Raw genomic sequence first — 14,200 nt, 5'->3', positions numbered from 1 at the left:
GTAATAAAAGAGCTTTAACATCTGGCATAAAGCGTGCAATCCCTACATTGTGGCGTCAGCCCACATGAGGTTATTCGATGTTGAGTCAAAAAACATATGACAGCTATCTATATATGACAGCTATCCAACACCGAATGATCGAATAAAGGACATTAGAAAAATAATTGCTTGTTGCAAGGAGATACAAACATGAAGCAAATACTGAAAGGTTCGATTGCTCTGATATTAGGCATGAGTTCAATAACGGCATGGGCCGCTGCAGAACCAGCAAACTTAGGACCTCGTCCCCTCTTTTTAGTCAACAATATGGATGAGAGCCCTTTGAAAACTAAGCTGTTGAGTTGCAGCGAAGGACCTTTTCATCGTAGTGATTTTTCTATTGGGCATCGCGGAGCTGCGATGCAGTTTCCTGAGCACACTAAGGAATCTTATTTAGCGGCGATTCAAATGGGCGCAGGCGTTGTCGAATGTGATGTCACTTTCACCAAAGATAAGGCGTTGGTATGCCGTCACTCGCAAAGTGATCTACACACGACGACCGATGTATTAGCACACCCAGATCTTGCGAAGAAGTGCTCAACCCCGTTTACACCAGCAAACCCCGCGACAGGCGAAGATGCACAGGTTGAGTGCCGTACTTCTGATTTCACGCTGGCTGAGTTTAAGACGCTCAAAGGTAAAATGGACGGCGCGAACCCAAAAGCCACCACGGTTGAAGAGTACATGAACGGGACTCCAGGTTGGAGAACCGATCTTTACAGTCAAAGTGGGACACTGATGACACACGCAGAAAGTGCAGCACTGTTTAAAGAGCACGGCGTGAGGGTCACTCCTGAATTGAAATCAGCAGCGGTAGATATGCCTTTCAATGGATTTAGCCAAGAGATGTATGCGCAGAAGTTGGTGGATGAACTGAAAGAAGCGGGTTTCAAGCCTTCTGAGACTTACCTACAGTCATTCAACTTGGATGATGTGAAGTACTGGATCAAAGCAGCACCGAAGTTCGGCAAACAAGCGGTTTATCTTGATGACCGTGTTTACGAACAAGCGGACTTTGTTGCGTCTGTTGAAAACATGAAAGAGCTACACGATGCGGGCGTGAATATCATCGCACCACCTCTGTTTGCTTTGGTTGAACTTGATAAGAACAACGAATTAGTGGCGTCTAACTACGCGAAACTGGCTAAGGATGCGGACCTCGACATTATCGCATGGACACTGGAACGTTCTGGCCCGCTAGCGCAAGGCGGTGGTTGGTACTACAAGAGCGTGAAAGACGGCATCAACAATGATGGCGATATGATGAAAATGCTTGATGTGCTGGCACAAGATGTTGGTGTAATGGGTGTATTCAGCGATTGGCCTGCAACGGTAACTTATTACGCTAACTGCATGGACAGTGACGCATAGGCGATTCTGAGAGCGCTGTTACGTCGCTAATTATAGCGTTTGTATAGAGAGCGCTTAGCCAAAGAATAACAAGAGAAAAAGCAGTGAACCAAAGAGCCTTCGGGCTCTTTTTTTACCACTGAAATTGGTGGGACAAAAATGACCCAAATGATGGGTTTTGAGTTGGACACTTATGACTCAAAAGATCTTGGTTAGTTTGAGGTTGTTTGTAAGTTGTTGAAATTTAGTAAATAAAAATATGGCACGAAGGCTGCAGTAGCTAAGGTGACTTTCAACAATAAGTAAAAGTAAGGTTTGAATATGAAAATCAGTGTTAAAGGACTGTTAATCGCTAGCTCATTACTGCTTCCTTCAATGGCTATGGCAAGCGACTGCTCTAGCCGTGGTGTGTTAGACGATCGATACTGTGATGAAAACCAAGATTTGGTGGCCGACTCACCAAAGAACCCAGATGAGTGGAACGACCCAAGTACGCTTGTATTTACCTACACGCCAGTAGAAGACCCTGCGTTGTACAAAGATGCGTTTGCGGATTTCCAAGCTCACCTAAGTAAAATCACGGGTAAGCGAGTGATTTACTACACAGTTCACTCGAACTCTGCGCAAGTAGAAGCGATGCGTTCTGGTCGACTGCACGTTGCAGGTTTCTCTACGGGCCCAACAGGCTACGCAGTTAACTTAGCAGGTTACGTTCCAATTGCGGTGAAGGGCGATGAGTCTGGTTTCCAAGGCTACAACCTAATCACGATTGTGCGTAAGGACAGCGGCATTAACAAAATGTCTGATCTGAAAGGCAAAAAGGTTGCACACACTTCTGCATCTTCCAACTCTGGCAACCTAGCTCCACGTGCGTTATTCCCAGCGAAAGGCCTAGTGCCAGATGAAGATTACAAGGTGCTTTACTCAGGTAAGCATGACCAATCGATTCTAGGTGTCTTCAATGGAGATTATGACGCAGCACCTGTGGCATCGGACGTGTACGATCGTATGGTAGCAGCAGGTCGTGTTGACGATTCTGAACTGAAGATCATCTACCGCAGCCCACGCTTCCCAACGTCTGCGTTTGGCTATGCTTACAACCTAAAACCAGAGCTAGTTGAGAAGATCAACGAGGCTTTCTTTAGCTACCGCTTTACACCAGAAATGAGCGCATCGTTCAAAGGTGCAGACCGCTTCTCGCCAATCAGCTACAAAGAAGAGTGGGATGTGATTCGTGATATCGCTCATGCGACAGGTACGGCTTACACCAAAACTGGTCTGAAAAAGTTAGCTGAAAAAGATGCGGCTAAACGCGCAAAGAAAAAAGCCGCTGAGCTAGCAAAACAAGCAAACAACGGCTAGTTCTTCACTCTGTTGGAAGGCTAAGTTTTAGAAAGACTTAGCCCTTTAAAAACACCTACCTTAACTAAAAATCTATGCCCTCGCGGGTAGGGCATAGATCATTCTAAAATTCGCACAAGGAAATGCAGTATGGCCGTAGCAAGCTATGAAGGAATAAAGATAAACAACCTTTTCCACGAATACGTGGCAGGCAAGCCAATCCTTAAAGGTATTAATATTGATATCGATGAGCCAGGTATCATCGCGATCATTGGTCCATCTGGTACCGGTAAAAGTACGCTTCTGCGCTGTATCAACCGACTCAACGATCCAAGTCAAGGTGAGATCATATTTGATGGCGCAGACCTGACTCAATTAAAAGGCCAAGCGCTACGTAAACAGCGTCGACATATCGGCATGGTGTTTCAAGAATATAACCTCGTGGAACGTTTAACGGTTATCGAGAACGTGTTGAGTGGCCGTTTGGGTTACATGACCGCTTGGAATGCATGGCGTCGTAACTACTCTGCGCAAGACTTAGCCAAAGCGTTCGAGCTACTTGAATTTGTTGGCTTGCAAGACTTTGCTAACCAACGTGCCGACAGTTTATCGGGCGGCCAAAGACAGCGTGTCGGTATCGCTCGCGCCGTTATGCAAGACCCATATATCTTATTGGCGGATGAACCGACGTCATCACTCGACCCGAAAACCGCGGTTGAGATCATGGAGTTGATGGAGACATTCGCAGAACAGAAAAACATTCCCGTGTTGGTTAACATCCACGATGTGAACTTAGCCAAGCGTTATGCCAAGCGCATCATCGGCATGTGTAACGGTAAAGTTCATTATGACGGTAGCCCTGAAGGGATCTCAGAAGAAGATCTAAAAATCATTTACGGGGGTGAGTCATGGCTGGATTAACCCCAAATTCATCGCCAAGCGTGCCGTCAAACCAGTCGCCAGCGAAGCATGAAAACCCGTTCAAAACCTCATGGACTAACCGAGCAATCATCGCTGCAATCATTGGCTACCTGTTTTACAGCTTTGCGACGTTAGGACTGACTTTTGATCGTTTGGTCATCGGTTTTGGTGAAAGTGAGCGGTTACTATCAAGAATGTTCCCGCCAGATTTCTCGCGTACTAATCTACTGCTAAGTGGCTTAGCGGAGAGCTTGCAGATAGCGATCATTTCGAGTTTCTTCGGCATCGTCATCTCATTGTTTCTTGGCTTGTTAGCTGCGAGAAATATGATGCCTTCAATCGTATCGACGCCAATACGTTGTTTCATCGCACTATGTCGCTCTTTTCACCCGGTGATTATCGCAATCCTATTTGTGAAAGCGGTAGGCTTCGGTGCCCTAGCTGGGATCCTGACCTTGGTCTTCGCATCGATTGGTTTTATTGCCAAGCTTTTTGCAGAAGCGATTGAAGAGATATCTTTTAAACCGGTTGAAGCGATTAAAGCAACCGGTGCCAGTTTTATCAGCGTCATTTTGTATGCGGTAATGCCTCAAGTATTTACTCGTTTTATTGGCTTTGCTAGCTACCAGCTTGATTCCAATCTACGTAACTCAACCATGGTTGGCATTGTGGGTGCGGGCGGCCTTGGCGGTACGCTTTTCTCGGCATTCCAACGCTTTGACTACGACTTCGTCGCTGCTATTTTGATCACCATTATCGCATTGATTCTTGTGGGTGAATTTCTTTCCAACATTGTTAGGAGAATCTTCTAATGACAACAGCATCTATCGATAAAGAGTGGCAGCGCTTTACACCAAACGAACGCGTGGCTCGATTTGCCGTTTACCTTAGCTTAGTGTGTGCGATTGTTTGGTCTTGGCAGACGGTTGAAGTGATTCCTGAGTTCCTATACGACGCGCCAGCGCAGTTTGCTGACATGTTCGAGCGTATGGTGCCAGTGGACTACGCTTTCTATCCTGAATCAATCCACGCAGCGATGATTGAAACACTGCACATTGCGACGTTAGGCACCTTGTTTACCTTGATATTTGCGATTCCGTTGGCGTTATTGAACGCGCCAAATATCACACCTAATAAAGCGTTGAACTGGGTGGCTCAATTCTTTCTGGTGTCTTCACGTTCTGTGAACTCATTGGTTTGGGCTTTGTTGTTTATCGCACTATTTGGCCCCGGTGTTCTCGCAGGCATTATGGCAATTGCTATTCGCAGTATCGGCTTTGTAGGGAAGCTGTTAGCGGAAGCGATTGCCGAAGTGAACATGGGGCCTATCGAAGCTCTGCGCGCAACCGGCGCTTCTTGGATGAGCATCTTGCTTAAAGGGTATTGGCCACAAGTGATGCCCGCATTCTACTCCATCGTGTTGTTCCGTTGGGACATCAATGTGCGTGAATCTGCGGTATTGGGGTTAGTGGGCGCTGGTGGTATTGGCGTGGTGCTAAACGATGCGCAGAACCTTTTTGAGTGGCAAAAAGTATCAATGGTGTTGGTGAGTATTTTTGCAGTGGTTATCGTTGCAGAAGCGGTGGTTATCCACATCCGTAACAAACTTATTTAAACATATGGTGCAATGCAGCGTGTTTTGTGTGATGTGTCAAAGTTAAGAGCTTATCTAGCATTTTGAAGCTCAAACGACCCTAGGTACTTCGGTCTACCTAGCGGTCGTTTTTTTATGTCTATTGAGTGGCCTGAGACCTTGTTAGAAGTAGAAGGGCGTGACTCTTTTAAGTGTCTAGTTTTTAACTGCCAGCAGCGCATCCACAAATTCTGCAAACCCATAGCCACCAGGCTGCGACATGACCCTGCTTGGATGATGCTCTAGCTTATCCCAATAATGTTGAATGTTTGCCACGCCAACGGTAAGTGGAAGTGATTCGAACATCTGCTGATCATTCATTGAATCGCCGACATAGCAGGCTTGATTGTGGATTTGCTCAAGCGATAAGCCTTTATTAGCCAGGAAACGGTGCACGGCGTTTTTCTTTGAGTGTTCGCCGTACCAAGCGTTGATATGAATCGAACTTGCCGTCGCGTGTGCGCCTAAAGCGTGTATTCTTTCGAGTACCGCTTGAACAGTTTCAGGATCAACAGGCTTACGGTTTTGGCCGATATCAATCGCGACCTCACACAAGCGGTAAGATTGATCCAAAGTTAGCGATAGGTCGGGGTAACTCAACAAGATCGCTTCAACTTCTTGTTTTAGCTTAGCTTGGTTCTTACGCACTTGTTCTAGCGGTGTTTCAGATGAGAGTTGTAATGCATCATCTTGCTTCTCTAGTAAGAAGGCGCCGTTTTCTCCAAGCACGGCATCGACAGGCCAGAGCTGCGCAATATGGTCACACCAACCAGCACAGGCTCCCGTTACAGCGACCACTTTGATTCCATTGTCTCTCAGCTTTTGTAACACAATCAGGGTTTCTGGAGGGAGTGAACCTTGCCAAGTGAGCGTGTCATCGACGTCGGTTAATACCCATTCGATGTGCTTCCAGTTGTTGTCTAGTTGGTGTTCCATTAAAACTCACTTATTCCATGGATTGTTTTACACAGAGCGTATTAATTCAGCCCAATGTAGAATTAGAAGCTAACGTGATTAGAAAATACAGTGTTTAGCAAAATCGCCCGCTTCATTAGCCGTCCAGTCACCTTTAGGCTTTTCTTTCATATCCGCACACCAAGCTTCACTGCCAACCTCGGTACAAGCCATTAATTGAGTAGCAAGGAAAAGTATCAACGCGATTTTCTTCATAATAAACATTCCGTTGTGGTCTAAATTTCTGCTTATAACTGTATCAAATCCCACAAGTGATTGTTATAGCTGCTAAGAACTTAAGGGCGTTAATAATGATGTGGGGTTGAGCTGAATTCGAGGGACGGTAAAGAAGCGAAGGTTTGCTTGGCTTTAAGATCGAAAAAGCCAGCAACGTATGCTGGCTTTGAAATTCTTAATAAGTTTCTATTCGTTATTTCGCTTTAACTACTTATCGATTTATACCAATTTCATCTCTTGGATGATGTCCGAAGCAATCTCTGGCTTCGTGCTTGTTGGTTTCTCGTGTAGGTCGGCTTTCAATTGTCCCTTACGGTTACTTAGGCCCGCTTCAAGTTTCTTAAGTGCTGCAGCGATAGCTGGGTACATAACATCGTCTGTCGATTTTGCTGTTACTCGTACACCTTCGTAGTTGGTGAATACTTCAACCTGATGTTGACCGTGTTCTTTAGTAATGATGATGTCGCAACTGATCAGTGATGGGAAATGGTTAGATATCTTCTCGAATTTACCTTCGATGTCTTTGCGTGACTCGTCGTTAATTGATACATGATGTGTTTGAACATTTATTTTCATAAATCATACCTTTCCAATGACTGTGTCATTTAAACGTAGCAAACATCGCATAGATTAACCAACTGAGAATTAGCACATGTGTGATTGACTTCAGTGTTATCAAATATTCTCTTGTTACTCTCTTGAAAGTCCGATGAACTGATCGCATATTATGTTTCGTGTTTTAAAGACATGTTCAAAAAAACTCCATCCTTGATAATTTGCGCTAACCTACAGCGAATTCCCAGTGAATCTCTCTTTATCGGTTTTATAATTCCGAACTTGTCACTCCATTGATTTTCTTTCCAGCTCACTCACTTTTTCTTCTTTGATTAAAAACTCAGCTTAAGTTACTAATTTATAGACACTCAACTGCCCACTCCATATTGAAGTGAAACTCTCCTGCTGTGAGTTGAGACTCGGGTATGGTAATGCGTGCTCGAATATCGACTTCTTTATTGGATGCCAGTTGATCGACAGGAAATTCGACGCCCTGACGCCAATAATTAATGTCACCTTCATAGCGAACCGGCGTTTCGACTTTGAATCGCACAAGTTCTGAAATGCGAGACTCATCAATTGAGCCTAGATCAATATGTTGCAGTTTGAGCAACAATCGAGAATCTTTGCGATTGGACTCAAGCTTAAGCGTTATCGCTCGGCCATCGTATTCTCGGCCACTGAATTTAAGCCGTTTAAGCGTATTAAAACCATCAAAGCCATTAAGATTGATGCAGAAATGCTGGAGCTGTTAGGCAGTGAAGATGGCAACACGGCGATGATCAAAGTGAGCTGAGATGAGAAGGGAATGAAGGTCTATAAGGATGGCTACTTAGCGGATTATGAGTACGGGATTGCCCCTCATGAGATGCAAGAAAACTACGAATTAGCACCTAAGTAACTCGATTCGATTGCAGAAAAGCGCCTTACTTATTAGTGGGCGCTTTTCTTTTGCTCACCAAAGCATGACGAAACTCACACTTTTCTGACAATTAATGACTCGTTGTGCTAGTATGCGCCGCTTGTCTTTGTAATTGATAAAAAACGCATTACCAAAACAGACTTTTCTGTTTACCTGCTTGTAATGACCTCATTCAGTTTGGCCTGACTTGGCTGAACATCTGCATTTTGCTCGGACGCAAAGAGAGTAGTTCTCACTACTTCACTATGTACATTTGAGAGCACCATCTATCAAAGGCCTTTTTGAAACAACCTAAATTAGCGCGAACTTAGTTCAGCGTGAAGGGTTTCGTTTTTCCAAAAATCCCTCCGGCGGCTAAGTGAACCTTAGTTGCTGACAAATAAGGAGTCTATATGACGACTACGGTATCTACATCCGTACCTACATCTCAAGCTGCTAACGCAGCGCCCACAGAGAAAGAAGTAAACCACCCGTTTCTCTCTTTGGTTATCATGGTGATCGTTGCTGCAATTGCAACTTACTTCATCCCTGCTGGTGAATTCGAGCGAGTGGTCATGAATGGCCGCACGGTTATCGACCCAGACAGCTACACACAATTGACCAGCAACCCAACAACATTAGCCTCTTTTTTCGAATCATTTTTTAAAGGCTTCAAATCCGCTTCTGGCGTGATGGGTGTTGTGGTGTTTGTTGGTGGTGCTTTCGGTATCATCAAACACATGGGGCTGCTAGACGCTTCGGTCGTCGCGCTTACCACTAAGCTTAAAAAGCAAGGCTTGTATGTCATCGCGCCAGTGATCATGACGGCGATCTTCTTTAACGTGACCTTCACCGGTATGCGTGAACTAGACGTTATTTTTATCTCGCTGATGATTCCGATCTGTATCAAGCTTGGATACGATGCGATCACAGCGTTAGGTGTTGTGCTACTGGCAAGTTGTGCGGGTTTTGCTGCGGCGTTGGCGAATCCATTCTTCACGGGGATTGCACATACTATCGCTGAGCTGCCTTTGTATTCAGGCATGTGGTATCGCTTTATTGTCGGCATGTTTATGCTGTTGACCGGTGCTTGGTATGTGTTGAATTACGCAAGAAAAGTAAAACAAGATCCAACTAAGGGCTTGTTACACGGCACGGGTTACCACTACGAATCAAACGTTGAAGCTAAGTCTCTGACGGTTCGTGAGAAGCTAGCAGGTATCGCATTCTTAGGCGTGTTCGCATACATGATCTTCGGTACTCTGACGATGGGCTTTGGCTTTACTGAGATCGCAGGTGCGTTTGTGGCAATGGCGATCATTCCTGGCTTGGTGGCAGGATTGTCTCCTAACAAGATTTGTGAATATTGGACTAAAGGTGTCAGCGATGTATTAGTTGCTGTGTTGATCATCTTCTTTGCGCGTTCGGTGTTGACCATCATGGAAGACGCGAAGATTGTCGATTCGATTATCTACTATCTTGCGCAGATCATTTCTGGCAGCTCTAAACTTGTTGCGGCGGCAGGTATCTACTTCTCACAAGCTGCGATCAACCTGTTTATCCCGTCGGGCAGTGGTCAAGCGGTGATTACTATGCCAATTATCATTCCACTGGCAGATATTGGTGAAGTGACTCGTCAAGTTGCTGCGTTGGCGTCTCAATTGGGTGATGGTATCTCGAATTACATTTATCCAACCAACGGTGGCTTGCTGGCGGTACTGGCGATTGCGAAAGTCCCTTATGGTAAGTGGGTGCGTTTCTTCTTACCGCTATTCTTGTTCTGGTCGGTGGGCGCTCTGATTTCAGTCGTGATTGCTCAAATGATTGAGTTAGGTCCATTCTAAGGCTTGGGCTTTTAATCGGATAGCTTTGCTCGAAAACATCCAACCAAATACAAAGGCAGCGAATTCGCTGCCTTTTTCGTTCGAGGTGAAGTTAACCGAGATAGAGCATCACTCTTCAAACTGATAAGAGGAGGGGACGACGATGACACCCTGTTTCGAAATGTGGAAACGCTTGTCGTCAGCAAGGCTATCAAGACCAATTTGGGTTCCATCTGGTACTTTCACATTCTTATCGATGATGCAGTTTTGAATGTGGCAATTTTTTCCAATCTCAACATCTTCAAACAAGATACTATCAATCACGATTGCCGCGTTGTTCACTTTTACCTTCGGGAAAAAGATAGAGTTTTGCGCTGAGCCACCTTCAATCACTACGCCATTCGCGATCATCGAGTTGATGAAAATCCCTTGATTTCCCTCTACCGAAGCAATGGTTCGTGCGGGTGGCAGCTGCGGTTCGTAAGTACGAATTGCCCAATCTGGCTGATACAAATCGATTGGCGAAGTTGGCTTTAACAAATCCATGTTCGATTGATAATAAGAGTCGATCGTACCCACATCTCTCCAGTAAGCATCTTGGGTTACGCGACCTTCTTCGTCACCAAACTTATACGCGTAAACACTGTTGTTGCCGACTAACTTGGGAATGATGTCTTTACCGAAATCGTGGCTTGAGTCTGGATCTTCTGCGTCTGCCAATAATGCCTGTGTCAGTACTTCTTTATCAAAGACGTAAATACCCATTGAAGCCATGCTTCGAGTTGGCCTACCAGGTACACATGCAGGGTAACGTGGCTTTTCGGTAAAGTTATTGATCTCTAGAGATTCATCTATCTCCATCACACCAAACTCTTTGGCTTCGTCAATCGAAACCTCCATGCACGCCACAGTTAGGTCGGCCTCGTTCTTTTTGTGCTGCTTGAGCATTGGTGCGTAATCCATGCGATAGATATGGTCACCGGATAACACCACCACATGCTTGGCTTCACTGCGTGAAAGTAGATACAAGTTTTGATAAATCGCATCGGCAGTACCGCTGTACCAGCTATCACCGGTTCGCATTTGTGGAGGAACATTGGTGATGTATTCGCCGAGCTCAGGGTTAAGCACCGACCAACCATCTCTTAAATGTTTTTGCAAAGAGTGAGACTTGTACTGAGTCAGCACCAAAATTTGGCGTAGCCCAGAGTGTAAGCAGTTCGCGAGTGTGAAATCGATGATTCGATATTTGCCACCAAAGGGTACCGCAGGTTTTGCACGGTTATCGGTGAGAGGGGAAAGCCGAGAGCCAACACCGCCGGCCAGAACGATTGTTAGAGTGTCTTGCATGATCAGAACCTCAATGTATTTATGATTATGAACATAGACTTGCAAGCACTAAGCCAAATGTAACTCATTGAATATTATACGAGGCGAGATTGATTCTTGTTGTTCTGCACCAAAATGATGCACGTGAGATATTGGCTTGCTCTATTTTGATCCAAAAAAGATCCGAATAGAGTGAATTGATTGGATTAACAAAATGACGCACGGAAAAGCTGCATTACAAAACTGTCAATAAAATGAAGAAATAAAGTGATCGGGTCGATATAAATTTACATAAATAATCACAACTTTTCACAAATTGATTTCCATCAATAAAGTAGGGTTATTCTATGATACCTTGCACGCAAAATAAGAAATGATTACTCATTCACCAACAAAGATTAAGCCCCCAAAAGGAAATTATAATGAAAAAAACAGTATGTGGTATTGCGGTTATTGCGGCTCTTATGTCAACCAATGTTCTTGCTCATAAAGAAGGTGATTTCATCATCCGTGCAGGTGCAGCAACGGTATCTCCTAACGATAGTAGTGGCGCTGTGTTGAATGATCCAAATACAGAATTCTCTGTAGACTCAAACACTCAACTTGGTTTGACTTTTGGCTACATGTTTACAGATAACATCAGCTTTGAAGTACTAGCGGCAAGCCCATTTTCTCACAACATTTCTGCAACTGGTCTAGGTGAAATTGCTGATACGAAACACCTACCACCAACGTTTATGGTTCAGTATTACTTTGGCCAAGCAAACAGTGACTTCCGCCCTTACGTAGGTGCTGGTATCAACTACACTGTATTCTTCGATGAGTCACTAAATCAAGGAGCGAAAGATCTAGGTTTAAGCGACTTATCTCTTGATGACTCTTGGGGCTTGGCAGCAAACATTGGTATGGACTACATGATCAATGAAGACTGGTTCTTGAACGCATCGGTTTGGTATGCAGATATCGGCACTACAGCAAAATATAAGTTTAATGGTCAACAGTTCTCGACAGACGTTGATATCGACCCATGGGTATTCATGATTGGTGGTGGTTACAACTTCTAATCTCCCTATACAGTTTACTAAAGGCGCTCAAGCATCAGCCAGCTTGGGCGCTTTTTTTTGCTTACTTGTTAATAGGTTGTTCGCATTAACTTTCTGTTGCTATGGGTAAAAGTTATTTATTGTCGTCATTTATTGTTAATAAAAGGGAAAGATAAGTGTCATAAGAGCCCTCTATGATCGCGATTCAAATTATGGAGGATATATGAATCGTAAATTTAATAAGCTGACATTATTACTGCCTATCGCGGTTAGTTCTGCTCTAGTAGGCTGTTCTCAACCAACATCACCAACGACTGCTACGCCATCTCAAACGTCACTTGATGCTTTTAGCCTTCAATGCCAATCCATCGAGCAACCAAGCGCTTCCAATGCTGAGGTAACCGGAATCAGCCTGGTTGGACGTGCTATTGCCGATGCCCCGTTTGATACTTCAGCAGCCGAAATCGTCAGCTACGATTCATGTACCGACAAGCTTTATGTCGTCAATGCTCAAGCACAAAAAGTCGATGTGTTATCGATAAACTCTGACAGCGCACCAGCATCTGAGGGCTCTATCGACCTTCAATCAGCGGCTGCAGCTTCGGGTATTGATATTGGTGCCGCGAACAGTGTGTCGACTCATCAAGGATTAGTTGCTGTCGCGATTGAAAATGCTGATAAGCAACAAAACGGCATCATTGCACTTTATCGTTCAGACACGCTAGAGCTGATCACTACTTATACGGCTGGTGCATTACCGGACATGGTGAGCTTCTCGAAAGATGGTCGCTACATTGCCTCTGCAAATGAAGGTGAGCCGAATGCGGATTACAGCATTGACCCTGAAGGTTCAGTAACGCTAGTGGATTTAACCAATGGCCCTTTGCAAGCCACAGTCACTCAAATTGATTTTAAGGCATTCAATCAAGGTCAGCCTCGCCATGCAGAGCTGACCGACAAGGTTCGAATCTCTGTGCCGAATGCAACCGTTGCTCAAGACCTTGAACCGGAATACCTAACGTTTGCTGATAACGGAAAACTCTACGTTGCCCTTCAAGAGAACAACGCATTGGCAGCCATTGATGTGGTGAGTGCACAAGTGGATGCGATTCTTGGACTAGGCGGCAAGCCTTGGGATAACGCTAAGCTAGATGCGTCAAACAAAGACAAAAACATCGGTAATCTCCAAAGCTACGCAATGTTAGAAGGCCTTTACATGCCAGACAGCATCACCAGCTACAGTGTTGATGGCAACACCTATATTGTGACTGCGAATGAAGGTGATGGTCGTGAGTATGGCATCAAAACCACGCAAGAAATGTGTGACGAGAAAGGTTTTGAGTGGGATGGCGATGACTATCAAGGCACCGAAAACTACACCACAGAAAAAGACTTTTGTATCGCGTATGTCGATGAAGTACGCGGCAAGAAGTTAGACGTTGACGCTAACCACCCATTAGCGGGTGCATTGAAAGACAATAATCAATTGGCTCGCCTTAAGGTGATTAAGCCACAAGGGACACTTGCAGCTGACCAAAAGGTTCAAGCATTCGGCAGCCGCTCGTTCTCTATCTGGGATGAGTCAGGCGAGCTAGTGTTTGATAGCGGCGATGATTTTGCTCGAATCGTTCTGGAGCAAGATCCTGCAAACTTCAACAGCACCAATGATAACAACCAAATTGGTGACGATCGTAGCGATGACAAAGGTGTAGAACCTGAGGCTATCGAAGTGGCTGAGATTAACGGTAAGCACTATGCCTTTATTGGTCTTGAGCGCCAAGGTGGCATCATGGTTTACGACGTAACGCAGCCTAAAAATGCAAGTTTCATCAGCTACTTGAACAACCGAGACTTTACACAACCAGTGTGCACTAAGGTTGATGAAGACGGTGATTGCGACAACGATACTTACAACTCGAAAGCAGGTGACTTAGGCCCTGAATCAATTAAGTATTTCACACGTTCAGGTAACCACTTTATTGCGGTTGGCAACGAAGTAAGTGGTAGCACATCAGTTTATCGCGTTGAGTTTTAATCACGGTTACTGCGTGTAACTAGACTCAACAAAAACAAA

Annotated in this window: 13 protein-coding genes and 1 pseudogene; 9 read left to right on the top strand and 5 right to left on the bottom strand. The window is 44.9% G+C overall.

The features are described 5' to 3' along the window. The first annotated feature begins 189 nt into the window (after positions 1-189). The 5 genes from AB6D93_RS07200 to phnE (AB6D93_RS07180) all read left to right on the top strand — a co-directional run bounded on the left by AB6D93_RS07200 (position 190) and on the right by phnE (AB6D93_RS07180) (position 5,266). The gene (locus AB6D93_RS07200; RefSeq protein WP_102332204.1) at positions 190-1,410 is read left to right on the top strand and encodes a glycerophosphodiester phosphodiesterase family protein; all 1,221 of its coding nucleotides are present in this window, start codon (positions 190-192) and stop codon (positions 1,408-1,410) included. 300 nt (positions 1,411-1,710) lie between these two features. Then, positions 1,711-2,751, top strand: coding sequence for a phosphate/phosphite/phosphonate ABC transporter substrate-binding protein (gene phnD / locus AB6D93_RS07195; protein ID WP_004732989.1), 1,041 nt, complete (start codon positions 1,711-1,713; stop codon positions 2,749-2,751). 129 nt (positions 2,752-2,880) lie between these two features. Next, on the top strand, positions 2,881-3,651 hold the full coding sequence (phnC, locus tag AB6D93_RS07190) for a phosphonate ABC transporter ATP-binding protein (RefSeq protein WP_004732991.1): 771 nt from the start codon (positions 2,881-2,883) through the stop codon (positions 3,649-3,651). After that, positions 3,639-4,463 carry a phosphonate ABC transporter, permease protein PhnE gene (gene phnE / locus AB6D93_RS07185; protein WP_102332203.1) on the top strand — a complete coding sequence of 275 codons (825 nt, stop codon included), beginning with the start codon at positions 3,639-3,641 and terminating at the stop codon, positions 4,461-4,463. Before phnC ends, phnE (AB6D93_RS07185) begins: the two co-directional genes overlap by 13 nt. Beyond that, positions 4,463-5,266 (top strand): phosphonate ABC transporter, permease protein PhnE, encoded by an 804-nt coding sequence (gene phnE, locus AB6D93_RS07180; protein WP_004732994.1) that lies wholly within the window; start codon positions 4,463-4,465, stop codon positions 5,264-5,266. The genes phnE (AB6D93_RS07185) and phnE (AB6D93_RS07180) overlap by 1 nt, the downstream gene beginning before the upstream one ends. 174 nt (positions 5,267-5,440) lie before the next feature. Here phnE (AB6D93_RS07180) and AB6D93_RS07175 read toward each other — a convergent pair whose 3' ends face one another. The 4 genes from AB6D93_RS07175 to AB6D93_RS07160 form a co-directional block, all read right to left on the bottom strand. After that, positions 5,441-6,220: an HAD-IIB family hydrolase gene (locus AB6D93_RS07175; RefSeq protein WP_102332202.1), complete on the bottom strand. Its 780-nt coding sequence runs from the start codon at positions 6,218-6,220 to the stop codon at positions 5,441-5,443. A 78-nt stretch (positions 6,221-6,298) separates the two neighbouring features. Next, entirely contained in the window at positions 6,299-6,454 is a 156-nt protein-coding gene (locus AB6D93_RS07170; RefSeq protein WP_017061679.1) for a DUF3012 domain-containing protein, read from the bottom strand. A gap of 240 nt (positions 6,455-6,694) precedes the next feature. After that, complete coding sequence (gene hpf / locus AB6D93_RS07165; RefSeq protein WP_017061680.1) at positions 6,695-7,051, bottom strand: ribosome hibernation-promoting factor, HPF/YfiA family; 357 nt, start codon at positions 7,049-7,051, stop codon at positions 6,695-6,697. A 337-nt stretch (positions 7,052-7,388) separates the two neighbouring features. Next, complete coding sequence (locus tag AB6D93_RS07160; RefSeq protein ID WP_229648214.1) at positions 7,389-7,646, bottom strand: hypothetical protein; 258 nt, start codon at positions 7,644-7,646, stop codon at positions 7,389-7,391. 57 nt (positions 7,647-7,703) lie between these two features. Between AB6D93_RS07160 and AB6D93_RS07155 the strand changes: the two are divergent. Then, positions 7,704-7,931: pseudogene (locus AB6D93_RS07155) on the top strand (hypothetical protein); the annotation flags it as partial. Positions 7,932-8,344: 413 nt separating this feature from the next. Next, positions 8,345-9,775 (top strand): YfcC family protein, encoded by a 1,431-nt coding sequence (locus tag AB6D93_RS07150; RefSeq protein ID WP_102332201.1) that lies wholly within the window; start codon positions 8,345-8,347, stop codon positions 9,773-9,775. 108 nt (positions 9,776-9,883) lie between these two features. Here the strand turns inward: AB6D93_RS07150 and glgC are convergent, their stop codons facing one another. Then, a complete protein-coding gene (gene glgC, locus AB6D93_RS07145; protein WP_102332200.1) occupies positions 9,884-11,104 on the bottom strand; it encodes a glucose-1-phosphate adenylyltransferase in 1,221 nt (406 codons plus the stop codon). A gap of 401 nt (positions 11,105-11,505) precedes the next feature. Here glgC and ompW point away from each other — a divergent pair, with 401 nt between their 5' ends. Together ompW and AB6D93_RS07135 are read left to right on the top strand one after the other, a co-directional pair. Beyond that, complete coding sequence (ompW, locus tag AB6D93_RS07140) at positions 11,506-12,147, top strand: outer membrane protein OmpW (RefSeq protein ID WP_008216576.1); 642 nt, start codon at positions 11,506-11,508, stop codon at positions 12,145-12,147. A gap of 202 nt (positions 12,148-12,349) precedes the next feature. Next, positions 12,350-14,161, top strand: a complete 1,812-nt coding sequence (locus tag AB6D93_RS07135; RefSeq protein WP_102332199.1) for a choice-of-anchor I family protein — start codon at positions 12,350-12,352, stop codon at positions 14,159-14,161. Positions 14,162-14,200 lie beyond the last annotated feature (39 nt).

This window comes from Vibrio sp. 10N.247.310.23 (assembly GCF_041467155.1).
Taxonomy (GTDB): domain Bacteria; phylum Pseudomonadota; class Gammaproteobacteria; order Enterobacterales; family Vibrionaceae; genus Vibrio; species Vibrio crassostreae_C.
This window is presented reverse-complemented; position numbering and strand designations above follow the sequence as displayed.

Coding starts and splice junctions, on each gene's coding strand:
- AB6D93_RS07200 (WP_102332204.1), top strand. CDS start 190: ATGAAGCAAATACTGAAAGGTTCGATTGCTCTGATATTAGGCATGAGT.
- phnD (WP_004732989.1), top strand. CDS start 1,711: ATGAAAATCAGTGTTAAAGGACTGTTAATCGCTAGCTCATTACTGCTT.
- phnC (WP_004732991.1), top strand. CDS start 2,881: ATGGCCGTAGCAAGCTATGAAGGAATAAAGATAAACAACCTTTTCCAC.
- phnE (WP_102332203.1), top strand. CDS start 3,639: ATGGCTGGATTAACCCCAAATTCATCGCCAAGCGTGCCGTCAAACCAG.
- phnE (WP_004732994.1), top strand. CDS start 4,463: ATGACAACAGCATCTATCGATAAAGAGTGGCAGCGCTTTACACCAAAC.
- AB6D93_RS07175 (WP_102332202.1), bottom strand. CDS start 6,220: ATGGAACACCAACTAGACAACAACTGGAAGCACATCGAATGGGTATTA.
- AB6D93_RS07170 (WP_017061679.1), bottom strand. CDS start 6,454: ATGAAGAAAATCGCGTTGATACTTTTCCTTGCTACTCAATTAATGGCT.
- hpf (WP_017061680.1), bottom strand. CDS start 7,051: ATGAAAATAAATGTTCAAACACATCATGTATCAATTAACGACGAGTCA.
- AB6D93_RS07150 (WP_102332201.1), top strand. CDS start 8,345: ATGACGACTACGGTATCTACATCCGTACCTACATCTCAAGCTGCTAAC.
- glgC (WP_102332200.1), bottom strand. CDS start 11,104: ATGCAAGACACTCTAACAATCGTTCTGGCCGGCGGTGTTGGCTCTCGG.
- ompW (WP_008216576.1), top strand. CDS start 11,506: ATGAAAAAAACAGTATGTGGTATTGCGGTTATTGCGGCTCTTATGTCA.
- AB6D93_RS07135 (WP_102332199.1), top strand. CDS start 12,350: ATGAATCGTAAATTTAATAAGCTGACATTATTACTGCCTATCGCGGTT.